Source organism: Leclercia barmai, assembly GCF_049312895.1.
GTDB classification, from domain to species: Bacteria; Pseudomonadota; Gammaproteobacteria; order Enterobacterales; family Enterobacteriaceae; genus Enterobacter; species Enterobacter barmai.
Genome location: NZ_JBMNWZ010000007.1, coordinates 1 through 26,219, shown reverse-complemented (window position 1 = coordinate 26,219; position 26,219 = coordinate 1). Strand labels below are relative to the sequence as shown.

Annotated in this window: 19 protein-coding genes and 1 pseudogene; 9 read left to right on the top strand and 11 right to left on the bottom strand. The window is 56.7% G+C overall.

What is annotated here, in order from left to right:
- Nucleotides 1-2: 2 nt before the first annotated feature.
- Nucleotides 3-2,045: an oligopeptidase A gene (gene prlC, locus ACOYA6_RS20415; protein WP_422655294.1), complete on the bottom strand. Its 2,043-nt coding sequence runs from the start codon at nt 2,043-2,045 to the stop codon at nt 3-5.
- 203 nt (nt 2,046-2,248) lie between these two features.
- On the opposite strand from prlC, the gene ACOYA6_RS20410 reads away from it, so the two are divergent.
- Both ACOYA6_RS20410 and gorA read left to right on the top strand, forming a co-directional pair.
- A complete protein-coding gene (locus ACOYA6_RS20410; RefSeq protein ID WP_039032467.1) occupies nt 2,249-3,091 on the top strand; it encodes a 23S rRNA (adenine(2030)-N(6))-methyltransferase RlmJ in 843 nt (280 codons plus the stop codon).
- 70 nt (nt 3,092-3,161) lie between these two features.
- Nucleotides 3,162-4,514 carry a glutathione-disulfide reductase gene (gene gorA / locus ACOYA6_RS20405; protein ID WP_139563793.1) on the top strand — a complete coding sequence of 451 codons (1,353 nt, stop codon included), beginning with the start codon at nt 3,162-3,164 and terminating at the stop codon, nt 4,512-4,514.
- A 19-nt stretch (nt 4,515-4,533) separates the two neighbouring features.
- Here gorA and ACOYA6_RS20400 read toward each other — a convergent pair whose 3' ends face one another.
- Nucleotides 4,534-4,938, bottom strand: a complete 405-nt coding sequence (locus ACOYA6_RS20400) for a hypothetical protein (protein ID WP_039032465.1) — start codon at nt 4,936-4,938, stop codon at nt 4,534-4,536.
- 191 nt (nt 4,939-5,129) lie between these two features.
- Here ACOYA6_RS20400 and ACOYA6_RS20395 point away from each other — a divergent pair, with 191 nt between their 5' ends.
- Together ACOYA6_RS20395 and ACOYA6_RS20390 are read left to right on the top strand one after the other, a co-directional pair.
- Nucleotides 5,130-5,852 (top strand): hypothetical protein, encoded by a 723-nt coding sequence (locus ACOYA6_RS20395; protein ID WP_422655293.1) that lies wholly within the window; start codon nt 5,130-5,132, stop codon nt 5,850-5,852.
- Nucleotides 5,853-6,089: 237 nt separating this feature from the next.
- Entirely contained in the window at nt 6,090-7,739 is a 1,650-nt protein-coding gene (locus ACOYA6_RS20390; RefSeq protein WP_039032463.1) for an alpha,alpha-trehalase, read from the top strand.
- Nucleotides 7,740-7,751: 12 nt separating this feature from the next.
- Here ACOYA6_RS20390 and ACOYA6_RS20385 read toward each other — a convergent pair whose 3' ends face one another.
- Complete coding sequence (locus ACOYA6_RS20385; protein WP_039032462.1) at nt 7,752-9,353, bottom strand: STY4199 family HEPN domain-containing protein; 1,602 nt, start codon at nt 9,351-9,353, stop codon at nt 7,752-7,754.
- 152 nt (nt 9,354-9,505) lie between these two features.
- Between ACOYA6_RS20385 and ACOYA6_RS20380 the strand changes: the two genes are divergently transcribed.
- Nucleotides 9,506-10,033, top strand: a complete 528-nt coding sequence (locus ACOYA6_RS20380) for a GNAT family N-acetyltransferase (protein ID WP_039032461.1) — start codon at nt 9,506-9,508, stop codon at nt 10,031-10,033.
- Nucleotides 10,034-10,065: 32 nt separating this feature from the next.
- On the opposite strand, the gene ACOYA6_RS20375 is transcribed toward ACOYA6_RS20380, so the two are convergent.
- Nucleotides 10,066-10,824 (bottom strand): SDR family NAD(P)-dependent oxidoreductase, encoded by a 759-nt coding sequence (locus ACOYA6_RS20375; protein ID WP_039032460.1) that lies wholly within the window; start codon nt 10,822-10,824, stop codon nt 10,066-10,068.
- Between the two features lie 119 nt (nt 10,825-10,943).
- Between ACOYA6_RS20375 and ACOYA6_RS20370 the strand changes: the two genes are divergently transcribed.
- The 3 genes from ACOYA6_RS20370 (at nt 10,944) to ACOYA6_RS20360 (ending at nt 14,533) form a co-directional block, all read left to right on the top strand.
- On the top strand, nt 10,944-11,843 hold the full coding sequence (locus ACOYA6_RS20370) for a LysR family transcriptional regulator (RefSeq protein ID WP_039032459.1): 900 nt from the start codon (nt 10,944-10,946) through the stop codon (nt 11,841-11,843).
- Nucleotides 11,844-11,897: 54 nt separating this feature from the next.
- Nucleotides 11,898-12,938, top strand: coding sequence for an inner membrane protein YhjD (yhjD, locus tag ACOYA6_RS20365; RefSeq protein WP_375540656.1), 1,041 nt, complete (start codon nt 11,898-11,900; stop codon nt 12,936-12,938).
- Between the two features lie 272 nt (nt 12,939-13,210).
- A complete protein-coding gene (locus tag ACOYA6_RS20360; protein WP_039032457.1) occupies nt 13,211-14,533 on the top strand; it encodes an MFS transporter in 1,323 nt (440 codons plus the stop codon).
- Nucleotides 14,534-14,623: 90 nt separating this feature from the next.
- Here the strand turns inward: ACOYA6_RS20360 and ACOYA6_RS20355 are convergent, their stop codons facing one another.
- A complete protein-coding gene (locus ACOYA6_RS20355; protein WP_039032456.1) occupies nt 14,624-16,666 on the bottom strand; it encodes an AsmA family protein in 2,043 nt (680 codons plus the stop codon).
- Nucleotides 16,667-16,786: 120 nt separating this feature from the next.
- Nucleotides 16,787-17,557 (bottom strand): cyclic-guanylate-specific phosphodiesterase, encoded by a 771-nt coding sequence (gene pdeH / locus ACOYA6_RS20350; protein ID WP_039032455.1) that lies wholly within the window; start codon nt 17,555-17,557, stop codon nt 16,787-16,789.
- Nucleotides 17,558-17,789: 232 nt separating this feature from the next.
- Here pdeH and kdgK point away from each other — a divergent pair, with 232 nt between their 5' ends.
- Nucleotides 17,790-18,719 carry a 2-dehydro-3-deoxygluconokinase gene (kdgK, locus tag ACOYA6_RS20345; protein ID WP_039032454.1) on the top strand — a complete coding sequence of 310 codons (930 nt, stop codon included), beginning with the start codon at nt 17,790-17,792 and terminating at the stop codon, nt 18,717-18,719.
- A gap of 96 nt (nt 18,720-18,815) precedes the next feature.
- On the opposite strand, the pseudogene ACOYA6_RS20340 reads toward kdgK, so the two are convergent.
- From ACOYA6_RS20340 to murB, 5 genes and pseudogenes are all read right to left on the bottom strand, one after another.
- A pseudogene (locus ACOYA6_RS20340) lies at nt 18,816-20,234 on the bottom strand (M16 family metallopeptidase); the annotation flags it as partial.
- A 225-nt stretch (nt 20,235-20,459) separates the two neighbouring features.
- Nucleotides 20,460-21,746 carry a C4-dicarboxylate transporter DctC gene (gene dctA, locus ACOYA6_RS20335; protein WP_039032453.1) on the bottom strand — a complete coding sequence of 429 codons (1,287 nt, stop codon included), beginning with the start codon at nt 21,744-21,746 and terminating at the stop codon, nt 20,460-20,462.
- Between the two features lie 158 nt (nt 21,747-21,904).
- Nucleotides 21,905-23,911, bottom strand: a complete 2,007-nt coding sequence (gene hmsP, locus ACOYA6_RS20330) for a biofilm formation regulator HmsP (protein WP_039032452.1) — start codon at nt 23,909-23,911, stop codon at nt 21,905-21,907.
- A 186-nt stretch (nt 23,912-24,097) separates the two neighbouring features.
- Nucleotides 24,098-25,060 (bottom strand): bifunctional biotin--[acetyl-CoA-carboxylase] ligase/biotin operon repressor BirA, encoded by a 963-nt coding sequence (gene birA / locus ACOYA6_RS20325; RefSeq protein ID WP_039032451.1) that lies wholly within the window; start codon nt 25,058-25,060, stop codon nt 24,098-24,100.
- Nucleotides 25,057-26,085, bottom strand: coding sequence for a UDP-N-acetylmuramate dehydrogenase (gene murB, locus ACOYA6_RS20320; protein ID WP_039032450.1), 1,029 nt, complete (start codon nt 26,083-26,085; stop codon nt 25,057-25,059). Before murB ends, birA begins: the two co-directional genes overlap by 4 nt.
- Between the last annotated feature and the right edge of the window lie 134 nt (nt 26,086-26,219).

The window sequence follows — 26,219 nt, the reverse complement described above, 5'->3', positions numbered from 1 at the left end:
AATTAACCCTTGATGCCGTAATGCTCCAGCATCGCATCCAGCTGTGGTTCGCGGCCACGGAAGCGTTTGAACAGCTCCATTGGCTCTTCGGAACCGCCGCGGGTCAGGATGTTATCCAGGAACGACTGACCGGTTTCGCGGTTGAAAATCCCCTCTTCTTCGAAGCGGGAGTAAGCGTCTGCCGCCAGCACGTCCGCCCACAGGTAGCTGTAGTACCCTGCCGCATAACCGCCAGCAAAGATGTGGCTGAACGCGTGTGGGAAGCGACCCCAGGCCGGGCCTGGAATAAGGGCAACCTGCTTTTTGATCTCCGCGAGGGTTTCGAGCACCTTCGCGCCCTGCTCCGGGCTGAACTCGGCATGCAGGCGGAAATCGAACAGGCCGAACTCCAGCTGGCGCAGAATAAACATCGCCGCCTGGTAGTTTTTCGCTTCCAGCATCTTATCCAGCAGCGCTTTTGGCAGCGGCTCGCCGGTCTCATAGTGGCCGGAGATAAACGCCAGCGCGTCCGGCTCCCAGCACCAGTTTTCCATAAACTGGCTCGGCAGCTCGACGGCATCCCACGGCACACCGCTGATACCGGCAACGCCTGCCGCTTCAATGCGGGTCAGCATATGGTGCAGGCCGTGACCAAACTCGTGGAACAGGGTGATCACTTCGTCATGGGTGAACAGCGCAGGCTTGCCGTTTACCGGACGGTTGAAGTTACAGGTCAGGTAGGCCACCGGCTTCTGCAGCGAGCCGTCGGCTTTACGCATCTGGCCCACGCAGTCGTCCATCCACGCGCCGCCGCGTTTATTTTCGCGGGCGTACAGGTCGAGATAGAAGCTGCCGCGCAGTTCGTTTTTGTCGTCATACAGCTCGAAGAAACGCACGTCGTCGTGCCATACGTCCACATCGTTACGCTCTTTCGCGGTGATGCCGTAAATGCGTTTGACCACTTCGAACAGGCCGTTAACGGCTTTGTTTTCCGGGAAGTACGGACGCAGCTGCTCATCGCTGATGCTGTAGAGATGCTGTTTCTGCTTCTCGCTGTAGTACGCGATATCCCACGGCTGCAGTTCATCCACGCCGAACTCCGCTTTCGCGAAGGCGCGCAGCTGGGCCAGCTCTTTCTCACCCTGTGGACGGGCGCGTTTTGCAAGATCGGTTAAGAAATCGAGCACCTGCTGTGGGTTCTCGGCCATTTTGGTGGCGAGGGATTTATCCGCGTAGCTGTCAAAGCCCAGCAGCTGCGCCAGCTCGTGACGCAGGGCGAGGATTTCGGCCATTACCGGGCTGTTGTCCCATTTACCGGCGTTCGGGCCCTGATCGGAGGCACGGGTGCTGTAGGCACGATACATCTCTTCACGCAGAGCCTGGTTGTCGCAGTAGGTCATCACCGGCAGATAGCTCGGGATATCCAGGGTCAACAGGTAGCCTTCCTGCTCTTTTGCTTCGGCCTGGGCTTTTGCTGCCGCCAGCGCGCTCTCCGGCATGCCCGCCAGCTCCGCTTCGTCGGTAATCAGCTTCGTCCAGCCCATGGTGGCATCCAGGACATTATTGCTGTACTGGTTGCCCAGCTCAGACAGGCGGGTGGCGATTTCGCCGTAGCGCTGCTGTTTCTCTTTCGCGAGGCCGATGCCCGACAGTTCAAAGTCACGCAGGGCGTTATCGACAGACTTTTTCTGGGCGATGTTCAGCGTCGCATAGTGATCGCCATCGCGCAGATCGCGGTACGCTTTGTACAGCCCCTCGTGCTGTCCGACCCAGGTGCTGTATTCCGACAGCAGCGGCAGGGTTTGTTCGTAGGCTTCACGCAGTTCCGGGCTGTTTTTCACCGAGTTCAGGTGGCTGACCGGGGAGAAGATGCGGCCAAGCACATCATCCACTTCCGCCAGCGGCTGACACAGGTTTTCCCAGCTATAGGGCGCGCCTTGCGCAACCACGCTCTCGACTGCGGTACGGCAATCGTCCAGCGCTTTAGTGACCGCGGGGACAACATGTTCAGGCAGAATGGAGGAGAACGGTGGCAACGAAAAAGGCGTCAGTAATGGGTTGGTCATAAACACTGTCCTGTTAAATGAGTGAATGAAGCGCGCATCCTGCGCGAGCATATTGTTCCAGGATGGGGTTAAGTGTAGTGAATTTCAATGGCTGCGGTGACAGAAAAACGGCCGCTGCGACACCGCGTGCCGGGCCTGCGGGTAATCTGTGCCGTTCTGCTGTAAACTGTGGCCAATCGACATTATCTGGAATTTATCTACCCATGCTCAGTTATCGCCACAGCTTTCACGCGGGCAACCACGCCGACGTCCTTAAACATACCGTTCAGAGCCTGATTATCGAAGCGCTGAAAGAGAAAGATAAGCCGTTTCTCTATCTGGACACCCATGCTGGCGCGGGCCGCTATCAGCTGAGCGGGGAACACGCCGAGCGCACCGGGGAGTATCTGGAAGGTATCGCCCGTATCTGGCAGCAGGACGACCTGCCGGCAGAGCTTGAGCCCTACATCAGCGTGATCAACCACTTCAACCGCAGCGGCCAGTTACGCTACTACCCGGGCTCGCCGCTGATTGCCCGCCAGCTGCTGCGCGAGCAGGACAGCATTCAGCTCACCGAACTGCACCCGAGCGACTACCCGCTGCTGCGATCCGAATTCCAGAAAGACAGCCGCGCGCGCGTGGAGAAATCGGACGGCTACCAGCAGCTGAAAGCGAAGCTGCCGCCGGTTTCCCGTCGCGGCCTGGTGCTGATCGACCCGCCTTACGAAATCAAAAGCGACTATCAGGCGGTGGTTGCGGGCATCAACGAGGGTTATAAACGCTTTGCCACCGGCACCTATGCCCTGTGGTATCCGGTGGTGCTGCGTTCGCAGATCAAGCGCATGATCAAAGACCTGGAAGCCACCGGCATCCGTAAGATCCTGCAAATTGAACTGGCGGTTCTTCCGGATAGCGATCGACGCGGCATGACTGCCTCCGGCATGATCGTGGTTAACCCGCCGTGGAAGCTCGAAGCGCAGATGAATAACGTTCTGCCGTGGCTGCACAAAAAGCTGGTTCCGGCCGGAACGGGCCACACGACCGTCAGCTGGATCGTGCCAGAGTAATCGCAGCCATCGATGGAAACTATTGATTTCAGGTATACAATCGCGGCAATTAACGATTAAGGATAAGACCATGACTAAGCATTATGACTACATCGCTATCGGTGGCGGCAGCGGCGGCATCGCCTCGATTAACCGTGCGGCCATGTATGGCCAGAAGTGCGCGCTGATTGAAGCGAAAGACCTCGGCGGCACCTGCGTCAACGTCGGTTGTGTACCGAAAAAGGTGATGTGGCATGCGGCGCAGATCCGCGAGGCTATCCATCTTTATGGCCCGGATTACGGTTTTGACACCACCATCAACAACTTCGACTGGGATCGCCTGATCGCCAGCCGTACCGCCTACATCGATCGTATTCACACCTCCTACGATAACGTGCTGGGCAAGAACAACGTCGACGTGATCCGTGGTTTTGCCCGCTTTGTGGATGCGAAGACGATCGAAGTCAACGGCGAGACGATCACCGCCGATCATATCCTGATCGCTACCGGTGGCCGTCCGAGCCACCCGGCTATTCCGGGTGCGGAATACGGCATCGACTCTGACGGTTTCTTCGAACTGCCTGCCCTGCCGAAACGCGTCGCTATCGTGGGCGCAGGTTATATCGCCGTGGAGCTGGCGGGTGTGATTAACGGTCTGGGCGCTGAAGCGCACCTGTTTGTGCGTAAACACGCCCCGCTGCGCAACTTCGACCCGCTGATTGTGGATACGCTGGTAGAAGTGATGAATGCCGAAGGCCCGCATCTGCACACTGAAGCGATTCCGAAGGCAGTAGTGAAAAACGCCGACGGCAGCCTGACCCTGGAGCTGGAAGATGGCCGCAGCCAGACCGTGGATTGCCTGATCTGGGCCATTGGTCGTGAACCGGCAAACGACAACTTCAACCTGGCCGTCACGGGCGTTGAAACCAACGAGAAAGGCTATATCGTTGTCGATAAGTTCCAGAACACCAGCGTATCAGGCATCTACGCCGTGGGCGATAACACCGGCGCAGTCGAACTGACCCCGGTGGCCGTGGCCGCGGGTCGTCGTCTTTCCGAGCGTCTGTTTAACAACAAACCGGAAGAGCACCTGGATTACAGCAACATCCCGACCGTGGTCTTCAGCCATCCGCCAATCGGCACCGTCGGTTTAACCGAACCGCAGGCGCGCGCGCACTATGGCGACGACCAGGTGAAAGTGTATAAATCCGCCTTCACCGCCATGTATACCGCAGTGACCTCTCACCGCCAGCCGTGCCGCATGAAATTAGTGTGCGTTGGCCCGGACGAGAAGATCGTCGGCATTCATGGTATCGGCTTTGGTATGGATGAGATCCTGCAGGGCTTTGCGGTGGCGCTGAAAATGGGTGCGACTAAGAAAGACTTTGATAATACCGTGGCTATTCACCCGACGGCGGCAGAAGAGTTTGTGACCATGCGTTAATCACGCATAGCGACCGGTGTCAGGCAATCACAATCTGCCCGACGCCGGTACACTCCTCAAAAATAAACATCCTTAACGGCATATTTAACAGACGCATCCCCGCAACATCACAGTGACGTAAATGAATGGGCTGCGTCACGGTACTATTTGAGAAAAAGATATTGCGCAAATCACAATTCTCAAAACAGAGTCCGTCGATATAACAGCGGTTAATTATTAAACTACCAAACTGAATATTGCGGAATACACTTTTCTTCAGATTGCTGCGAAAAATAATCGCTTTGTTCTCTCCTTCACAAATATCCAGCCACGCAAAATGGCGGCTTTCCAGCAGCCCTACCAGTTCTGTTATAGTGGATTTATATTCTTCAGGTTTTTCAAAAGAAAAAGGCGTAACGCCCTGACGCTTCGCGTTAAGGTTCATAAGGATCCCTGGTTTGAAGTTGTCATCTGAAACGATGACGACGGAGTGGAATCTCTTAATTACTTATTTCAGCGTGGCGAAACAATATCGATTTTGGACAATTATTTGCAGAGTTGGCCGATGAGATAAAAGTTCAAATACATAGCGTTATTAATCCAATAAATAATTAATTTCACTTAGGTGTCTATTTTATGCCAATTAACAGCAATAAGAATGCCATTCTGGTTCTGGAATCTCCGTGGAAGCTCGACGATCACGATGCCCATCGCTCGTCGGTATTGCCGTTTGTACAAGGGATCGCGAAGATGCATGGCAATACCGAGGTCTATTGCCTGAACTTCTACAACAAAAGCAGCTTTGATGTTGCGCTGGAGTGCCTGTGTCGTCAGAAGTTCGACAACACCATCGTTTATGTGGCGGCGCATGGCAGTAAAACCCATGTCGGGGATGTTTCCATCAAGCACATTCTTACGAGAATCAATGAAAACTCCCGCAAATTTAACATCAAGGGATTAATGCTGGGCTCCTGCTTTGCAGGAAGCAAAACCTATCTGCTGGAAGCACTCACTGAGGACAGCAAGTTGACCTGGTGCGCGGCATACTCCTCATCCTGTGACTGGCTGCCTGGCACCATGCTTGACTGCGCGCTGATTCACAGTGCTCTCAACATCCAGGATGCGGCGTATAAAACCCATGAAGAGATGCAGGAGGCGTTTGCTCAGGCCGTTGCGCCGTTCGCTCCGAATAGCGTCATCGGCACCGACAGTAAAGATGAACCCGTAGCACTGTCAGACTCGTTGCAGATCGTGATTCAGCCGGAAGGCAGGGGTTTCCGCGCCCGTCTTTCATCTGATGATATTTTTGAACGCGCTGAAGACTATCGCTTTGGTCAGGAAGAGGATGTCGTCGCCTGATCCCCTTTCTGCTGCATAGCGAAAGATCCGAATTTTATCTGCCCTTTTTACTGCTGGATGCCCTGTTTACTGCCCTAAAAACATCAACATGGCTCCAGCAACCTCCTATTTCCCTCAATCACAAAACGTGATCTACCGCACATTTCCCTCACCACAGACCGAAGCGAATGTCTAAGATTAGTAGGCAACCGGATAAAACCAGACCTGAGACAACGTAAACCGGAGGTCCTGACCACCATGTTCAACCAGAATATACGCACTGTAGAGACCGTAGAGTTCGACATAGAACAAGAACTTCTCTACGAAATCGATCCCTGCGAGTTAAAACTGGATGAAATGCTCGAGGCGGAACCGGAACCCGAAATGATTGAAGGGCTGCCCGCATCCGATGCGCTCACCCCTGCCGATCGCTACCTTGAGCTTTTCGAGCATGTGCAGTCGTCGCGACTCTTTGCCGACAGCAAAACTTTCCCCGACTGCGCGCCCAAGATGGATCCGCTGGATATTCTCATCCGTTACCGGAAGGTGAGACGCCACCGGGACTTTGACCTGCGCCAGTTCGTGGAAAACCACTTCTGGCTGCCGGAAGTCATGTCGAGCGAATATGTTTCGGATCCTTCGTTCTCGCTCAAAGACCATATCGACACCCTGTGGCCGGTGCTGACCCGCGAGCCGCAGGATCACATCCCCTGGTCATCGCTGCTGGCGCTGCCGCAGGCCTACATTGTGCCCGGCGGGCGATTCAGCGAAACCTATTACTGGGACTCTTACTTCACCATGCTGGGGCTGGCCGAGAGCGGCCGCCACGACATGCTTAAATGCATGGCGGATAACTTTGCGTGGATGATCGAAAGGTACGGCCATATTCCTAACGGGAACCGCACCTACTACCTGAGCCGCTCCCAGCCGCCGGTGTTTGCCCTGATGGTGGAGCTGTTTGAAGAGGATGGCGTGCGCGGCGCCAAGCGCTATCTGGATCACCTGAAAATGGAGTACGCCTTCTGGATGGACGGCGCGGAGTCGCTGCTGCTCAACCAGGCCTACCGTAGCGCGGTACGTATGCCGGACGGCTCTCTGCTCAACCGCTACTGGGATGACCGTGACACGCCGCGTGACGAATCCTGGATAGAGGACGTCGAAACCGCCCGCCACTCCGGTCGTCCGCCTAACGAGGTCTACCGCGACCTGCGCGCCGGGGCCGCTTCCGGCTGGGACTACTCCTCCCGCTGGCTGCGGGATCCGAGCCGGCTGGCGAGTATTCGCACCACCCAGTTTATCCCTATCGATCTCAACGCCTTCCTGTTCAAGCTGGAGAGCGCCATCGCCAATATTTCGGCATCGAAAGGGGATAAAGAGACCGCAGAACTCTTCCGCCAGAAGGCGAGCGATCGCCGCGCGGCGGTTAACCGCTATCTGTGGGATGACGAGAACGGCTGCTATCGCGATTACGACTGGCGTCGGGAGCAGCTGGCGCTGTTCTCCGCGGCCAGCATCGTGCCGCTGTACGTCGGCATGTGCACCCATGAACAGGCTGAACGCCTGTCCGATGCGGTAAAAGCGCGGCTCCTGACGCCGGGCGGAATTCTTGCCACCGAGTACGAAACCGGCGAACAGTGGGATAAACCCAACGGCTGGGCACCGCTGCAGTGGATGGCGATCCAGGGGTTCAAGCAATACGGTAACGACTCCCTGGGGGATGAAATTGCCTGGAGCTGGCTGCACACGGTGAACCACTTCTACAAAACGCATCACAAGCTGATTGAGAAGTATCACATCGCCAGCAGCCAGCCCCGGGAAGGCGGCGGGGGTGAGTATCCCCTGCAGGATGGGTTTGGCTGGACCAACGGCGTGGTGCGTAGACTGATTGGCCTGTACGGGGAGCCGTAACTCCCCGCCGTGTCAGCGGATGACCTCATAAATGGCCGTCTGAATGGTCTGCCATTTTTTGGTGCTGGCGTCCGGCTGGGCCTGCGCCCGCCGCTTCGCCTGGTCCATATCATGCCGCTGTCGCTCAACCACCGCCGGAACGGTGCAGAAGGCCTGGAGATACTCTTTACGCAGATCCGTCAGCGGCTCTCCGCCTGCCATAGCGTGCCCGAGGGTATTGATAAACTGCCGGCAGGGCTTCTCCTGCCCCATTTGCAGACGGTAGCGCATCAGCAGGTCCAGCACCTCGCGATGGTTCATGGAGAGCGCATGCTCGGTCCAGGAGAGTTTCCACTCCATTCCCGCCTTCAGGAACAGCTTCGCCACGCGGGTGTCGTTTCTGTCGATTGCCGCGCGGAAGTTATTCTCATCCCAGGTGACGCCCATACGCGTCAGCGTTTCGCGGGAGGAAGGCGTCTCGCGCATCTCTTCCGTTGCCACCGTCTTCACAGGGGGTGCCACGGTGCTGGCCGCCTGGGTCGGGCCGCTGCTCTCTATTAACAGCCAGGTGCCCATCATCAGCATGCCCATCACCATCACCCCGACCGCGCCCCACAGAACAACCGAGATCAGGTAATCGCGCTGCTCCGGGGTACGCGCAGGCCGACGGTTCGGTTTATCGATGGTGTCGCGCACCTCAAAGATGTCGTCGCCTGTGAGCTGATTTTTTTTCCTCGCGTTCTCCCAAAAGAGATCCAGCTCGTGGGTGCCCTCTGCCATCAGCCCCGTCGGGTTCACGGTGGTGCGGCCCTCGTTAAAGGCGCGCTGAACGGGGCTGGCGATCTGGGCGTAATAGTTATCCAGCAGGAGGAGTTGAGCGGAGGTCAGCGGCTGCCGGGCAATAATGTTATTGCGGATCAGCCGGATATCATCAAGAAAGGACTGGAGCGTTTTACGCGGCTCCACCATTAACGTCAGCAGGGCCGGATCGCTGAACAGCGCCGAATAAGAGCGGGAATACTCTTTTTTATCCACCAGCATCAGCGCCAGCTCGCTAAACATCATGCCGCCGAGGGCGTCGTTGCGTTCGCCCTGCTGCAGCCAGCGACGAACCCGATCGGCACCAAACAAGGTTTTCAGATGATTGTTCAGGCGCGTCGGGTCCGGCCAGGCCTGCACGATCAGCCCTTTCATCATCAGCTCCAGCGCCCGCACCTGTTTCTGGGCGTGCTGCTGGCGAAGCTCATCGCCGGGGCTCAATTCCGTACTGTAGGTCAGCAGCGGCTGCTGCAAACGCAGGTGTTCCAGCGCCGTGACGAAGCGCATCGCGGCAATCAGCTGGTTATCGCTCACCTCCTGCCCGCTCTCATACTGCGGAACCCGCTGCTGTAAAAGCCGCAGCTGCAGGGTGAACTGCGACAGCTCGGCATCGTTGAGGTTCAGCCGTTTCGCCACGCTCGCCCAGCCGCCCAACGCCAGCCTGGCGGAATCCAGCTGCTCAAGGAACCAACGGGGATCTTTGCCTTCGGCAACATGCACCTTTAACAGGAGCAGGATCTCCACGGAGGCCTGACGAATAATTCCCAGACAGCGTTCAAACTGCTCGCGGATCACGTGCGAATTACTGAGGGTCATCATTTTCCTTTAAATGCCGCGCAAAGATTCAGGCGCAGCTAACGGAGAGTGTTTATTTTTTAAGTGGTTATACCAGATTAAACATAACCGATAACCGCTACTATTTCAGTGATAATGTTAAAATCATTTACAAAAGCTCCCGGAGATCTGGCATGCCTGTGTTGCACACCCCGCGTTTAACTTGCTCCCCGTTACAGGAAGAAGACTGGCCCTTTTTTCTCTCGCTGCAGCAACACCCCGATGTGATGCGCTACGTCGCCGAAGCCCGCCCGGAAGAGGCCATCCGCCAAGCCTTTACGGCGCGTCTGCCCGCGTGGACGCCGGGCAGCGCCCACTGGTTGTGCCTGGTAGTGCGCGATAACGCCAGCCAGACGCCGCTCGGGGTCACGGGCTATATCCATCATGATGATGACTGCGCCGAAGTGGGCTTTCTGTTTGCTCCGCAGGCACAGGGAAAAGGCTACGGCTTTGAGTCTTTACAGGGAGTGTGCGATTACGCCTTTACTCAGGGGGGCATCCGCCGCTTAACCGCCACGGTAACGGCGGGCAACGTGGCCTCGAAACGCCTGCTGGAAAAAGTGGGGTTTGTGCTGGAAGGTGAACTGCGCGAAAGCTACTGGCTGGCAGGCGAGTGGCATAACGACTGGCTGTTTGGGCTGTTAAGAAAAGAGTACGACTAAACGTGCCGCGGGGATCCCTCCCCGGCACCTGCTTACAGGAACATCCCTCCGGAAACTTCAATGCGCTGGGCATTCATCCAGCCGAGTTCGTCACTGAGCAGCGCGGCAATCGCATCGCCGATATCGTCCGGCAGCCCGACGCGTCCCAGCGCCGTCTGGGAGGCAATCTGCTGATTGATCTCTTTATTATCACGCACGCGACCGCCACCAAAATCGGTTTCGATGGCCCCGGGGGCGATAATATTGGCGGTGATGCCACGCGCGCCCAGCTCTTTGGCCTGATAGCGGGTGAGCACTTCCATCGCCCCTTTCATCGCCGCATAGGTGCTGGAGCCCGGCAGGGCAAAACGGGCCAGACCGGATGAGACGTTGAGGATCCGCCCGCCGTTTTTCATCAGCGGTAACAGGCCCTGGGTCAGAAAGAAGGGTCCTTTGAAATGGATGTTCATCACTTCATCAAACTGGGCTTCCGTGGTCTCCACATAAGGGGCGTATAAACCCACGCCGGCGTTGTTCAACAAATAATCGAAGGTGTTACGCTGCCATACCGAATGCAGTTTTTCGGTCACCTGAGTAACGAAACGCTCAAAGCTGGCGACATCGCCGACGTTCAGCTGCAATGCTGCCGCTTTCACCCCTTTTTGCTCAATTTCGCGTACAACATCAAGCGCTTCCTGCTCGCTGCGGTTGAAGGTGAGCAGGATCCCGACACCTTTCGCTGCCAGCTTCAATGCCGCGTTTTTACCGAGCCCGCGGCTGCCGCCAGTCACTATTGCAATACGTTCAGTCATAAGAAACCTCGTTTCGGCTGTTGTGGTGATTGAGAAAGAGCTTATTAGGTGATAGAAAATCAATAAATACGCTCTGCAACGCTTCACTGTTTCAAACTTAACAACAATGAGCGCTCCCTATGGATAAAATTCACGCAATGCAGCTGTTCATTCGCGTCGCTGAACTGGAGAGTTTTTCCCGCGCCGCGGACTCAATGGGCCTTCCTAAAGGTAGCGTATCGCGCCAGATTCAGGCGCTGGAGAACGGGCTTGGCACGCAGTTGCTGCACCGCACCACGCGGCGCGTCAGCCTGACGCAGGACGGCATGGTCTATTACGAGCGGGCCAAAGATCTGCTGGCAAACATGGATGAACTGGATGGTCTTTTTTTGCACGACCCTGCCAGCGTCAGCGGAAGGATCCGAGTGGATATGCCGGCAGGCGTTGCGCGAAATTTAGTCATCCCCAAACTGCCGCTTTTTTTACAGCAGTATCCCGGCATTGAACTGGAGCTGAGCAGCAGCGACCGGCTGGTGGATGTGATCCGCGAAGGGTTTGACTGCGTGGTGCGCGTTGGCACCCTGAAGGACTCGGGCTTAATCGCCCGCCCGCTCGGCAGGCTGTCGGTGATTAACTGCGCCAGCCCCGATTATCTGTCGCGTTTTGGCTATCCGGACGGGCTGGATGATTTAGCCTCCCATGCGGTGGTGCACTACGCGACGCATCTCGGCACCCGCCCCCAGGGGTTCGAATATTTTGATGGCGACATTAGCCACTGGATCAAGACCGGCGGCGTCCTGACGGTCAACAGCACCGAGACCTACCACGCCTCGGCCCTCGCCGGACTCGGGATTATTCAGGTGCCAAGGGTCGGCGTGCGTGACGCGCTGCGCGCCAAAAAGCTGCTGGAGATCCTGCCGCAGTACCGCGCCAGACCGATGCCGGTGTCGCTCATTTATCCCCATCGCCGCAATCTTTCCCGCCGGGTGCATCTGTTTATGGCCTGGCTCACGGAAATCATGAAAACCTACGTTGACTGAGCGCAGGCTATAATTGCAGGGACTACTCGCTAAACGATAAGGAAAACGTGACTGATGCCGGATAGCAACCCGCAACGTCCCACCCAGGATCTGGATTACGAGCCGATTAAGAAACTGGAAAACAGCCCGCCCCCGAAGCCAGCTGAAGCCAAAATTACCGCCGTGCGTAAAACGGGCAGTCTGCTCGACAAGGCGAAAGACGTCATTCAGCTGATTCAGCAAAGGCCGATGATTGCCCACCTGCTGCGCGCGACCGAGCGGTTTAACGATCGGCTGGGCAATCAGTTTGGCGCGGCGATCACCTACTTCTCATTTCTGTCGATGATCCCCATCCTGATGCTCTCCTTTGCCGCAGCAGGGTTTGTGCTGGTGTCGCATCCGACGCTGCTGCAGGACATCTTCACTAAAATCCTGCAGAACGTCAGCGATCCGACGCTGGCCACCACCCTGAAAAGCACCATCAGTACCGCCGTCCAGCAGCGTACTACCGTGGGGATTGTCGGGCTGTTTGTGGCGCTCTACTCCGGCGTTAACTGGATGGGTAACCTGCGGGAGGCGATCCGCGCCCAGTCGCGCGACGTCTGGGAACGTAAGCCGCAGGATGAGGAGAAGATCTGGACCAAATATTTCCGCGACTTCGTCTCGCTGATTGGGCTGCTGGTGGCGCTGGTTATCACCCTCACCATCACCTCGGTGGCGGGCTCGGCGCAGCAGATGATCATCTCCGCGCTCTATCTCGACACTATTGAGTGGCTGAAACCCGTCTGGCATCTGGTGGGGTTAGGTATCTCGATGCTGGCGAACTATCTGTTGTTCTTCTGGATCTTCTGGCGTCTGCCGCGTCACCGGCCTCGCCGCAAGGCGCTGATCCGCGGCACGTTCATTGCCGCTATCGGCTTTGAGGTGATCAAAATCGTGATGACGTACACCCTGCCATCGCTGATGACCTCCCCGTCCGGGGCGGCGTTTGGCTCCGTGCTAGGGCTGATGGCCTTCTTCTACTTCTTCGCCAGACTGACCCTGTTCTGCGCGGCCTGGATCGCCACCGCCGAGTACCCGGATGACCGGCGAATGCCCGGCAAAACGCACCGTTAAATACCCCATCGGGCTGAATAAGAATGAAATATATCAGCCCGATTCATCATTTCAGCATATAAATCCAGCCTGTAACTTTTATTTAACCGAAAACCAGTTTTATCCTCTAACTTTTAATTTCTGTGAAGCATTTCATAGATGTGATTTTCCTGGTCTGAAAATTATCCGCTTTTTGCTGCCTTTTTCACCGCCCGCTGCGTTTGTTACAGATTGAAATGTCGCTTTTGCTGTGCGTAATATGGCCTTTCGTTCGCCAAAAATAAGAAAAGTTTATGCAAGCCACAGCCACAACACTCAATTCAGAGCAGGAAAACGTCCCGGTTAACTCGCGCAATAAAGTCGTCGTCGCGTCACTGATTGGCACCGCCATCGAATTCTTCGACTTCTATATTTACGCTACCGCTGCGGTTATCGTTTTCCCGCATATCTTCTTCCCGCAGGGCGACCCGACGGCGGCAACGCTGCAGTCGCTGGCGACCTTCGCCATCGCCTTCGTCGCGCGTCCTATCGGCTCTGCGCTGTTCGGTCACTTCGGCGATCGCGTCGGACGTAAGGTGACCCTGGTCGCCTCGCTGCTGACCATGGGGATCTCCACCGTTGCCATCGGCCTGCTGCCGACCTATGAAACCATCGGTATTCTGGCACCGCTGCTGCTGGCGCTGGCCCGTTTTGGTCAGGGTCTGGGGCTGGGTGGTGAATGGGGTGGCGCGGCGCTGCTGGCCACCGAAAACGCGCCGCCGCGCAAGCGTGCGCTGTATGGCTCCTTCCCGCAGCTGGGCGCGCCGATTGGCTTCTTCTTTGCCAACGGCACCTTCCTGCTGCTCTCCTGGCTGCTGACCGACGAGCAGTTCATGACCTGGGGCTGGCGTATTCCGTTTATCTTCTCGGCGGTGCTGGTGCTGATCGGCCTGTATGTGCGCGTCTCCCTGCACGAAACGCCGGTGTTTGCCAAAGTGGCCGCTGCGAAGAAACAGGTAAAAGTTCCGCTGGGCACGCTGCTGACCAAACACGTTCGCGTGACCGTGCTGGGCACCTTCATCATGCTGGCGACCTATACGCTGTTCTACATCATGACCGTCTACTCCATGACCTTCAGCACCACGGCAGCGCCGGTGGGTCTGGGTCTGCCGCGTAACGAAGTGCTGTGGATGCTGATGATGGCGGTAATCGGTTTTGGTGTGATGGTGCCGATCGCGGGCCTGCTGGCCGACCGCTTTGGCCGTCGCCCGAGCATGATCGTCATCACCTCGCTGATTATCGTGTTTGCGCTGTTCGTTTTCCCGCCGCTGCTCGGTTCCGGTAACCCGGCCCTGGTGATGGCGTATCTGCTGATTGGTCTGAGCCTGATGGGGCTGACGTTCGGCCCGATGGGCGCGCTGCTGCCAGAGCTGTTCCCGACCGAAGTGCGTTATACCGGAGCATCCTTCTCCTATAACGTCTCCTCGATTCTGGGCGCGTCCGTGGCGCCGTATATCGCCACCTGGTTACAGGCGAATTATGGTCTGCAGTATGTGGGGTTCTACCTGGCAGCGATGGCGGCACTGACGCTGATTGCGCTGCTGCTGACCCACGAAACCCGTCACCAGTCGCTGTAATATGACAAGGCCGGGTGGCAGCTACGCCTTACCCGGCCTGTAAAACTCAAGGCCCGGCAAGCATCGCGCCGCCGGGCAACAACTCCCGCACTATTTCTTCATCTGCGACAGAATGGTCTGACACTGGTTAGCCTGCCCCTCTGACGGCGAGATCAGCGCCAGCAGTGCCGCCGCCGGGGTCACCAGCGTCGCCAGCGCCGCAGCCACCGCGCCGCGAGCAATCAACGGCCCTGCTTTCACCCCCGCATCCGGATCTTTAAAGCTACCGCGCACGTACAGCGGCGAGCGCAGCGTCACGATGCGAATACCCTTGCTTTCCGGGTTGATGGTGAGATCGAGCTGCTCCGAGGCCATACTGGCCGTGCCGGTAATGTTGATCACCGCATTTTCGGTATCAAAGGCAAAGATTTGCGGACGCGCCACGCCGTTCACCAGGTCGATATTGGCGGCGGCACAGTTCACCCGCACTTCATCATCGCCAAAGATCTGCCCGATAATAAAGTTGCCGACGTTCAGACCGAGGATCTCCATCAGGTTACGGCTCACCAGCCCGTCATTCATCAGCAGCTTCAGGTTGCCGTTGCCGTTACCCAGCAGGGCCGCCACCGAGTTGCCGGTGCCGCGAATTTTGGCATCGCCGTTCATTTCGCCGAGGGTTTTCTGCATCAGTTCCACATCCGGCATCAGCTCTTTCAGCTTCAGCCGTCGCGCCTGAATATCCGCCTGACCCCGCATCGGGTTTTTATCCCCTTCCAGATGAATATTTGACGAGATGGTCCCCCCGGCCAGGCCGAACTTCAGCGGCTCCAGGCGCAGATCGGCATTTTTCAGAATGATATGGGTAGAGAGGTTGCTGATGGGCAGGCTGCTGCCATGCTCGATTCGACGCCCCTTGAAGCGCACGTCGGCATCCATCACGTCCCACTTATCGGTTTCGAAGCGGTCATTCGGCAGCACTTTGCCCGACGGCGGTGCCTCCTTTCTGACCTTCTGCGCTTTCGTGCCTTTACCGGAATCGACGCCAATCAGCGGCCCTAAATCGGCAAGGCGCAGCTGACGTGATTCCACGTCGCCTTCCAGCTTCGGTCGCGGTTTACCGGTGCTGTAGGTCAGCGAGCCGTGAATATCGCTGTCACCGATCCGGCCATTAAAGTCGCGGTAATCGTAGACCGAGGATTTTTCCGTATCGATTTTCGCCACCAGATGGCCGTCCGTTTCAAACGGCGGGGTATCCGGCAGCAGAACGCCGGTCAGCTTATAGAGTTCACCCAGTGAATCCCCGGCGAATTTAAGCCGCAGGTCAACGCCCCCCATTTTCATCGGGTCGTTCACCGTGCCGACAAAGGCCACCCGGGTATTACCGGAGCGGAAGTCGGCCTGCACCGGGAACGGCGTGCCTTCGCTGCGCAGCGCCAGCATGCCGCCAATTTTACCGGTGCCACGTAACGGCTGATCGTTATAGCGCCCTTCGGCCTTCAGGCCAAAGACGTAATCCCCCACCTTGCCCTTCTCATCTTTCCCCTTCGCGCCGGTCACTTCGCTGAACGGCAGCGGTTTACCGAGCGGATCGACAAAGATCTCGAGGTCGGCTTTGCTCACCGCATCATCAATGGCGACGCGGCCGCGATCGAAAATAATGTTGTCGAGCCGGAACGACCAGGCCGAAGGCTGCGCGTTTTCCTCTTTGTCTTTGCTATCAGCGAGATCAAAGGTCCAGTTGTTGGTTTTTTCCGACAGGCGGATCAGCCGGGCATCGGGCTGTTGCAGTTTGATCCACGGCAGATAGACCGTTTTGGTGAGCAGCGCCAGCGGCGCCAGCGTGGCTTCAACGCGCGGCAGATGGACCATCGTGATATCGGGTATCTCCGGCGGATTGCCGAGGAGGACATCGTTAGCATGAACGTGCGGCCAGGGGATCCAGCTGCGCCAGCCCGTTTCGCCCTTCTGGCGCTCCCACACGACGCCCAGATCGCCGCGAATGGCGAAAGGTCGGTTAAGTTCGGTTGAGACTTTCTGGTTGATGGTCGGTTTGAGGCGGTTCCAGTCAAACGTCGCAATGATGACGATTGCCACCACAATCAACAACAAGAAGACCCCCAGGATCCAGGTGATAATCTTTGTTGTTTTTGTCATTCCATTCTCCCTTTCAGTAATCACTTGCCTTTCATGAATATAGTCCAGACAAGGGGAAAGGGGCGGCAGCGTCCGGTAATAACGCGTTAAGCACGCGCTATTATGGGAAGCTGCCGGAATTCAAAGGGTGATGATAACGTTGTCGAGCGTCTCCATCGACACCGGACGGGAGAGGAAATAGCCCTGCGCGGCGGCGGCTGGTGAGTTCTGAACATCGCGCCACTCTTCCAGCGTCTCGACGCCTTCGACGATCACGCCCTGGCAGTAGCGGTTCATCAGCTGCAGCAGGAGCGTGAACAGATTACGGCCTTCCGGGGTCTGGCGCAGCATGATGAACAGGTCACGCGCCACTTTGATGTAGTCGTAACGCACTTCACTCAGGGCGGAGAAGTTAGCCATGCCGGTGCCGAAATCGTCCAGCCACAGTGGACCAAACTCGCACATGGTGGCAAACGAGGAGTCCTGCGGCAGACGAACATGTTCCACCAGCTCAAAGCGCAGCCACGGCAGCCGCTGGATCAGCTTCTGCAGACTCTCATCCTGACGCACCGCCAGCAGGGTTGGACCATCGACGTTAACCGAAGCCAGAATGTTATTGTCGGCGAAAAACGCCTGCCTGGCCGCCAGCATGGTGAGCTGCTCTTCCAGAATATCCAGACGATGGCGCACGGGTACTTCCGCGAAGTAGCGATCCGGGGCGATCCGCTGAGCCGGATTTGAAGGATGAGTCACGACGGTCAGGATCTCAATCGCCATCAGCTTACCGTCGGTGCGGTAGATCGGCTGATAAGTGTAAGCGCGCTCACATTGCAGCCAGTAGCGATGTTCCTGTAAGTTCTCAATACTCGCTTCAGGGATGCTCAGCAGCTGGATGTCCTGCCTTAACTTCATTTCACATATCCTGTTGAATGGGGAATAGCCTGTCGGGACTGGTCAAAGGATTATCGGCCCCAGGCAAGAGAACTTTATGTCCGGTTGCGGACGAAAATGAAAATCTGGGATCTCTTACCCGCCAGGAACTTGTCCGAGTTCAAAAAAATAATGGAACGTCGTTTTAATACAGTTGACCGCTCCCGGCCTCCAGCGCAAACTAACCGCAGTTTAATTATCCAGGTTCACGACTATGTCCAAGAAAATTGCCGTGATCGGCGAATGTATGATCGAACTGTCCCAGAAAGGGGCAGAAGTCAGCCGCGGTTTCGGCGGCGATACCTTAAATACCTCGGTGTATATTGCCCGTCAGGTCGATGCTGACGCGCTGGCGGTAAACTATGTTACTGCCCTGGGCACCGATAACTTCAGCCAGCAGATGCTGGACGCATGGCAGAGTGAGAACGTCGATACCTCGCTGACCCAGCGGATGGAGAACCGCCTGCCGGGTCTCTATTACATCGAAACCGACAGCACCGGCGAGCGTACCTTCTACTACTGGCGTAACGAGGCTGCCGCCAAATTCTGGCTGGAGGGCGACAGCGCGGCGCAGATCTGCGAAACGCTGGCCCACTTCGACTATATCTACCTGAGCGGCATCAGCCTGGCGATCCTCAGCCAGAGCAGCCGCGAAAAACTGCTCTCCCTGCTGCGCGAATGTCGCGCCAACGGCGGGAAGGTGATTTTTGACAATAACTACCGTCCACGCCTGTGGGCCAGCCGCGAAGAGACGCAGCAGGTCTATAGCCAGATGCTGGAGTGCACCGACATCGCCTTCCTGACCCTCGACGACGAAGATGCGCTGTGGGGCGAGAAGCCGGTTGATGAGGTGATTGCCCGCACGCAGGCCGCCGGTGTCAGCGAAGTGGTGATTAAGCGCGGCGCAGATTCCTGCCTGGTGGCGATTACCGGTGAAGCGGTTATCGAAGTGCCTGCAGTGAAGCTGGCGAAAGAGAAAGTGATTGATACCACCGCGGCGGGTGACTCCTTCAGCGCCGGGTATCTGGCAGTGCGTCTGACGGGCGGTACGCCACAGGCAGCAGCCCAGCGCGGCCACCTCACCGCCAGCACGGTGATCCAGTATCGCGGGGCCATTATTCCACGGGAAGCAATGCCGGAGTAACTGCGGTCTGATGCCCTCACCCCGGCCCTCTCCCACAGGGAGAGGGAGCAAACACTAAAAAAGGCAACTTACGTTGCCTTTTTGCTTTTATTTCGCTGGCGCCATAATTCCGTCCCACGTCGCCTGCAGATCCTTCATGTCATATTCCGGCTCACCTTTCGGCTGCATTAGAATCAGCGACATATCCTGAGAAAGCTGCTGACGCAGATCCTGGCTCAGCATATCCGCGGTCAGGCTGTTAAGGAAATCCTGACGCAGTTTCTGATACTGTTCTGGCGCGATATCCACCACCTGATTTTGCAGGGAGCGAATACGCTGGCTGATCAGGATATCGGTATCGGTGCGGGCGTAGGTGGCGAACAGTTTTTGCAGCTCGAGGTTTTTCTGCGCCACCAGCGCGTTGAACTCCTCTTCGCTCAGGCCGTTGTCGCGCACTTTCGCCAGCTCTTTCGCCACCACCGCCATATTGGCGTTCAGCTTGTCGCCCGGCGACTCAACGTTAATGGCGCACTGGGCACGCTGGAACAGCACCCGGCAATCAAAGCCCAGACCAATGTCTTTGGCGTTGTTCTTACTCAGGGTTTGCTGAACATGCCAGAACAGCGCTTCACGGGCCAGATCGGCGCGCCAGTAGCGCAGCAGCGCGGCAGACTCACGGATCGGCTGCCACGGGCTGTCCCACATAATAGAGAGACGATCCTGACGCACGGCATCGGTCATGATGCTCACCGGCTCTGCGCGCAGAGGCGAAAGCGTTGGCACCGGTGCAGGCGTACTGCGTTTGCCCTTCAGCTCGCCAAAGGTTTTGCTGATTTGCTCAATCACCGCGCGGCTATCTACGTTGCCGACCACAATCAGGGTCATGGCATCCGGGGTGTACCAGGTCTGGTAGAAGGACTTCACCTGCTCAATATCAACCGGCTGCTTTAGCGGCTCTGCCGGGTCATGGCCCAGCAGAGCAGACCCTTTCAGGCGATAACGCCACCAGCCCTCTTTGGTATCTGCCGGCCAGGTCGCCACCATATCGCTGTTGCTCAGGGCGTAATTCACCGTTTCAGGGGTAATGGAGACACTACCGGCGGTATCGGAAAGCCAGGTCAGCGCCTCTTTGAGCAGATCGTTGCGGTTGTTTGGCAGGCTGAGGTTAAACATGGTGTAGTCGTAGGAGACGACTGCAGGCGGCAGCGGGCGCTTTGGATCGATGCCCTGTTGCCATAATGAACGGGCCTGCACGGCCTGCAGGCTGCCGCTTTGCGTCAGCGCCAGGCGGGGCAGAAAGTGGCTGAAACCGCTCTGTTGCGTGCTCTCGGTCAGGGAGCCGGTATTGACGGAAAGGCGGATTTCAATGCGGTCGCTGGGGCGTTGTGGGGTGGCTAATACCTGCCACTGAAACCCATTCGCCAGCGTTCCCTGTTGCCAGGCCGGGTCCGGCTGGAGCGCGTCAGCCTGCACGTAACTGGCTGCTGCCATCATAAGCAAACCGCCGGTTAAGAGTCGAATTTTTGTGCCCTGCATGTGAACCCCTGATCAACATTCCTGGTTACAAAGAGTGCCACACGCCCTGTCGCACTCTAAAGATAATGTTCAAAACACTCCGATTAGACCGCGCATGAAGCGAAACGTCACGGCATGAAGTGAAATTTACCCGAAATAAATCTTATCGAATTATGACAAGTATGCTGGGCCATTATGCGCAGGAGCCCGCACCCCGACAAGGGAATGCGGGCCAGAGGGAAGATTTTAGGAGGACAAACCGTGTGTTTTGCCGTCTGGCGCACGATTATTCAGCGTATCGTCGAGCTTTTTGTGGTCCAGCTCTTTCACCCACTTCGCCACAACCACCGTCGCCACACCGTTGCCGACCAGGTTAGTCAGGGCACGGGCTTCAGACATAAAGCGGTCGATACCGAGGATCAGCGCCAGCCCGGCCACCGGCAGGTGTCCGACGGCGGAGATCGTTGCCGCCAGCACGATAAAGCCGCTTCCCGTCACCCCTGCCGCCCCTTTCGAGGAGAGCAGCAGCACTACCAGCAGCGTGATTTGATGGAAGATATCCATATGGCTGTTGGTGGCCTGGGCAATAAACACCGCCGCCATCGTCAGGTAGATGGACGTCCCGTCGAGGTTAAACGAGTACCCGGTCGGAATAACCAGTCCCACCACCGATTTACGGCAGCCCAGCTTCTCCATCTTGTCGAGCATGCGCGGCAGCGCCGACTCGGACGAGGAGGTACCCAGTACAATCAGCAGCTCTTCACGGATATAGCGGATAAACTTGAAGATGCTGAAGCCGGTCGCGCGCGCAATGCTTCCCAGTACCACCACCACAAACAGAATACAGGTGATGTAGAAACAGATAATCAGCTGGCCCAGCTGCACCAGGGTACCAACGCCATATTTACCGATAGTAAATGCCATCGCCCCGAAGGCGCCAATAGGTGCCAGACGCATGATCATATTGATGATGCCGAAGATCACCTGCGAGAAGCTCTCAATGACGTTGAAAATCAGCTGGCCTTTGCTGCCGAGACGATGCAGGGCAAAACCAAACATCACGGCAAACAGCAGCACCTGCAGGATATTCCCGCTGGCGAAGGCACCAATCACGCTGCCGGGGATCACATCCAGCAGGAAGGCGACAACGCCCTGATCTTTTGCCTGATCGGCGTAGACCGCGACTGCTTTTGCATCCAGCGTCGAGGGGTCAACGTTCATGCCCGCGCCGGGCTGCACGACGTTAACAATCACCAGACCAATGATAAGCGCCAGGGTACTGACCACTTCGAAATAGAGCAGCGCTACCGCACCGGTGCGGCCAACGGCTTTCATGCTTTCCATGCCTGCGATGCCGGTCACAACGGTACAGAAAATAACCGGCGCGATAACCATCTTAATCAGCTTAACGAAGGCATCACCAAGCGGTTTCATCTGGGCGCCTAATTCAGGGTAGTAATGACCAAGCAGAATACCGATGGCAATCGCGGTTAAGACCTGAAAATAAAGACTTTTGAAGAGAGAGGTTTTCATAAGGTGTCCTTGGGAAGAAAAGCCACAGGTTTTGTGGGGTTGCTGCTCACCTGCGGCCTTAAAATACCACCCATAAAACAGGACAGATAGGAGTTCAGGCTGAATTTGAAACGAAAATGTTAAGAATTTTGAGCTGGCTCGCACAAGCCAGCAACATTTCAGTCATCAGCGCTATTGTCATCCTGTTTCAGATAACGACTTTCAAAAATATCGCCCGGCACGGCTTTGTCGAACAGGTATCCTTGTCCGCATTCAACCCCGGCATCGGCCAGCCAGCGACGCTGGGCTTCGGTTTCGATACCTTCCGCGATAATCCTCAGCTTCAGGCTACGCGCCAGCTGGATAATCGCCTCGACCATACTGCTGTCGTCCGGTAGCCCCTCCACAAAGGCCTTATCAATCTTCAGCACGTCTACCGGCAGGGTTTTCATATGCTGCAGCTGACGCAGCCCGGCGTATCCCATGCCAAAGTCATCCAGTGCGATACGCACCCCGGCATTGCGCAGCGGGCGGAGAATGGCCACGGCTTCGTTAGGATCGTCAATCCGGCGGCTCTCGGTGACCTCAAGAATCAGGGTATCGGGCTTGATCTGGTAGCGGTGAATCAGCGCCAGCAGGTCCGGGACCATGTTCGGATGCATCAGCTGCAGTGCCGACAGGTTGACCGACAGCGGCATCATCACCCCCCGCGACTGCCAGGCTGACAGCAATCGGCAGGATTCTTCCAGCACCCAGTGACCCACGGTCACAATCAGGCCACAGTTCTCAATACGGTCGATCAGCCCTTCCGGAAGCGCCCAGCTGCCATCGGCCTGCCGCACCCGCAGCAGCGCTTCGGCGCTATGAACCTTGCCGGTACGCAGATCGACCTGCGGCTGTAGCCAGATGGCGAAATGGTTGCTGTCCAGCGCGGTGAGGATGTCGTTCTCTTCTGACAGCCGCTGCTGAGCCTTCTCCATCTGCTCAGGCTCGAAGAACTGAATCTGATTTTTACCCTTCTGGCGAGCGGTAAACGCGGCGGAAAACGCCCGGCGGTAAAGTTGTTCTGCGGTCAGATTGCCGTAAAACATCGCGATACCAATACTGGCGCTCGGACGCAGCTGGATCCCCTGCACCGGCAACCGCTCATTAATAACAGTGAGCACTTGCTGACCTAATGTGATGGCGTGCCACGGCTCCTTAACGCCATTGGCGATAATGACGAAGTCATAGCCGCTTACCTGGGTCAGCACCATGCGGGGCGCCAGCACAGTTTTCAGCTTTTCGACCAGCGTCAGTAACACCATTTCCCGCTGGCTCTCTTTCAGCACGCCAGCGGTATCCTGCAGGGTTTCGCAGGCCACCACCATCAGCGCCATGGTGTGCTGACGCTTCACCGCCTGCTCCAGCAACACCATCAGAAACGCCTTGTTGGGCAGCTCCGACACCGGGAAGCGGGTGGCATTGTGGTTGAGCTCATCATTCTGGCGCATCATGCGCTGCTGATTGAGGTTGTAGCTGCGTACCAGCATGCCGATTTCGTCATCATGGTGCAGGCGCTGCAGGGGTAGCTGGTGCCCCATCTGTTGCTGCGGCGAGAGGGAGTCGAGCTCGCGGGCAATTCGACGTAACGGGTGGACAATCAACCGGTTAATGCACCAGGTCAGCGCCACGGTCAGCATCAGCGTCAATAATAAGTAAGTGGTTACCAACGTGGAGACCCAACTGATAACGAATTTGTACATCCGCCAGGAGTCAGACTGCAGCACCAGATAGGCCAGCGGCTGCGGGTTGGCCGGCCGCTGCAGCGAATAGACCGGCAAAGAGATTTGCACCGGCATCTCAAACAGGCGTTTCATCATCACCGGTACCGGACGCTCCGGGATAAAGTTCATGCGCAGCGCCTGAAACTGGTTCGGCAGTACGACATCCGCCTGGCTGACGACGCCTGCCGGCTTGATGCTTTTAATAATGGACTCCGCCTGGGGGATATCACCCTTCAGAATGGCGGCAGAAAGGGGCTCACGGATTGAGCGGGCGATGCTCTCGAGTTGTGTAGCCGTGTTGTAGCGATTCTGCTGAATGGCATGAAACAGCAAAATGACGCAAAAGACGAAAACAAACACCATGGTGACGGCAGTGACCATCGCCATTTGTTTGATAGTTAAAGAGCGGCTGACACGCAAAATGTATCTCCAGAAACGCGAAAGGCAGGTTAATCTACGAGTGCCCTGCTGCTTTGAGAGTATACCTTATCGGGAACTGATTAAGAGAGTGTAACCAGGTGTTTAGGGATTATTCTGGTTGCCGCTTCGCACAGAGGCTGGCGGCGGTATAGCTTCAGAACGCGGGAGCCAGCGGCTCCCGGTAATTTATTCGGCGCTGCGCAGCGAAATCTCGCCGCCGACCCAGGGTTTAATCACCCCATCCTGCTCAAGTAACAACGCGCCCTGCTCGTTGATACCGCGCGATGTGCCGTAAATCTCTTTGTCGCCGATGATCAGTTTTACCGCACGGTGGGCAAAGTTATCCAGCTTTTCCCAGCGAGGCAGGAACGGCGTTAACCCCTCCTGTTCGAAGATTTTCAGCGAGTGGCGCAGCTCATTGATAACACGCACGGCGAGGACATTACGATCGATAGCGATCCCCGCTTCCTGCAGGTTGATCCAGCCCTGATTGATGTCTTCGGCCTGCACGTTGCGCATCATCAGGTTGATCCCGGCTCCCATGACGATCTGCGCAGCATCACCGGTTTTCCCCGTCAGTTCTACGAGGATACCGGCCAGTTTACGATCGTTCAGATAGAGATCGTTTGGCCACTTCACGCGCACTTTATCGGCGCCCAGCGACTGCAGAACTTCTGCCAGCACAATGCCAATCACCAGACTCAGGCCGATAGCGGCGGCAGGCCCTTGTTCAAGACGCCAGTACATAGAGAGATAAAGGTTAGCGCCAAACGGCGAAAACCATTTACGTCCCCGACGGCCACGACCCGCCTGCTGGTACTCTGCTACGCAGCAGTCACCGGACTTTAGCTCGTTGAGCCTGTTGAGCAGATACTGGTTGGTAGAGTCAATTACCGGCAGAACGGCGACGCTGTTGTCGGTAATTTGACTGTGGATAAAGCCTTCATCCAGCAGCTGGATTGGCTCCGGCAGGCTGTAGCCCTTGCCCGGCACGGTAAAGACATCCACTCCCCAGTCACGCAGGGTCTGAATATGTTTATTGATGGCAGCGCGGCTCATTCCGAGCTGTTCACCCAGCTGTTCACCGGAATGAAAATCGCCGTCGGCCAGAATAGAGATCAGCTTCAGGGGGACGGTATGATCTTTCATGCAATGGCCTCCACCGCATTCACTTCGCCATGATGGCCGATAAAGCGCACCTCTGGCTCCAGCCAGACATCAAATTTATCACCTACGCGCTGACGCACCTGATGAGCCAGCTGTACGACATCGTCGCTGGTCGCATTGTTTTCATTGATCAGTACCAGTGCCTGCTGGCGATGTACCGCCGCGCCGCCACAGGTTGTGCCTTTAAGCTGACACTGATCGATCAGCCAGCCCGCAGCCAGCTTGACGCTGCCGTCGGCCTGGGGATAGTGCGGTGCATTCGGCCACTGTGCGATTAAGGCATCAGCTTTTTCGCCGGAGATCACCGGGTTTTTAAAGAAACTCCCGGCATTGCCGTTCACTTTCGGGTCGGGCAGTTTACTCATGCGCATGTGGCAAACCGAATCGAAAATGTCTTTCGCAGTGACGGTTGCAGGGTCCAGCCGGGTGAGATCGCCGTAGGTGAGAACAGGCTGCCAGTTTTTTGTCAGGCGCAGGCCAACCGCGACGATGACATATTTATCCTGATACTCATGTTTGAAAATGCTGTCACGATAGCCAAAACGGCACTGTTCTGCGCTTAAACGCAGCGCGTTGCCCGTTGCAAGCTCGATGCAATCGACATAGTCGCAGACGTGTTTGAGTTCGATGCCATAGGCACCTATGTTCTGAATAGGAGATGAACCCGCGCAACCGGGGATCAGGGCGAGGTTTTCCAGCCCCGGCATGTTGTTTTCAAGGGTAAACTGCACCAGGTTATGCCAGTTCTCTCCGGCGCCCACGTGCAGACGCCAGCAATCCTGCGTCTCTTCAACCTCGATCCCGCTAATGCGGTTAACGATCACTGTGCCAGAAAAGTCTTCCAGAAAAAGAACGTTGCTGCCTTCGCCCAGAATAAGAACAGGCTGTTGGTGTTGCGTCGCGTGATTCCATGCGGCCAGCAGTTGCTGCGCATCGTCGGCCCGCACGATCTGTCGGGCATTTCGGTCAATACCGAAGGTATTCCAGGGCTTAAGGGAGTGATTCATAGAGGCTATCCAGATGCAAAAACCGGGATAGTTTACCCCATCGGGGGATCTTTGTCGGCTGGAATCGGGACATGTAGGCCGGGTAAGGCGGAGCCGCCACCCGGCTTTTTGGCGCATACGGCAAAAAACCCCGT

Coding starts and splice junctions, on each gene's coding strand:
- ACOYA6_RS20375 (WP_039032460.1), bottom strand. CDS start 10,824: ATGACTGAACGTATTGCAATAGTGACTGGCGGCAGCCGCGGGCTCGGT.
- yhjD (WP_375540656.1), top strand. CDS start 11,898: ATGCCGGATAGCAACCCGCAACGTCCCACCCAGGATCTGGATTACGAG.
- ACOYA6_RS20400 (WP_039032465.1), bottom strand. CDS start 4,938: ATGAACCTTAACGCGAAGCGTCAGGGCGTTACGCCTTTTTCTTTTGAA.
- ACOYA6_RS20410 (WP_039032467.1), top strand. CDS start 2,249: ATGCTCAGTTATCGCCACAGCTTTCACGCGGGCAACCACGCCGACGTC.
- ACOYA6_RS20395 (WP_422655293.1), top strand. CDS start 5,130: ATGCCAATTAACAGCAATAAGAATGCCATTCTGGTTCTGGAATCTCCG.
- prlC (WP_422655294.1), bottom strand. CDS start 2,045: ATGACCAACCCATTACTGACGCCTTTTTCGTTGCCACCGTTCTCCTCC.
- pdeH (WP_039032455.1), bottom strand. CDS start 17,557: ATGAAGTTAAGGCAGGACATCCAGCTGCTGAGCATCCCTGAAGCGAGT.
- ACOYA6_RS20390 (WP_039032463.1), top strand. CDS start 6,090: ATGTTCAACCAGAATATACGCACTGTAGAGACCGTAGAGTTCGACATA.
- kdgK (WP_039032454.1), top strand. CDS start 17,790: ATGTCCAAGAAAATTGCCGTGATCGGCGAATGTATGATCGAACTGTCC.
- birA (WP_039032451.1), bottom strand. CDS start 25,060: ATGAAAGATCATACCGTCCCCCTGAAGCTGATCTCTATTCTGGCCGAC.
- murB (WP_039032450.1), bottom strand. CDS start 26,085: ATGAATCACTCCCTTAAGCCCTGGAATACCTTCGGTATTGACCGAAAT.
- ACOYA6_RS20355 (WP_039032456.1), bottom strand. CDS start 16,666: ATGACAAAAACAACAAAGATTATCACCTGGATCCTGGGGGTCTTCTTG.
- ACOYA6_RS20385 (WP_039032462.1), bottom strand. CDS start 9,353: ATGACCCTCAGTAATTCGCACGTGATCCGCGAGCAGTTTGAACGCTGT.
- ACOYA6_RS20360 (WP_039032457.1), top strand. CDS start 13,211: ATGCAAGCCACAGCCACAACACTCAATTCAGAGCAGGAAAACGTCCCG.
- ACOYA6_RS20370 (WP_039032459.1), top strand. CDS start 10,944: ATGGATAAAATTCACGCAATGCAGCTGTTCATTCGCGTCGCTGAACTG.
- gorA (WP_139563793.1), top strand. CDS start 3,162: ATGACTAAGCATTATGACTACATCGCTATCGGTGGCGGCAGCGGCGGC.
- dctA (WP_039032453.1), bottom strand. CDS start 21,746: ATGAAAACCTCTCTCTTCAAAAGTCTTTATTTTCAGGTCTTAACCGCG.
- ACOYA6_RS20380 (WP_039032461.1), top strand. CDS start 9,506: ATGCCTGTGTTGCACACCCCGCGTTTAACTTGCTCCCCGTTACAGGAA.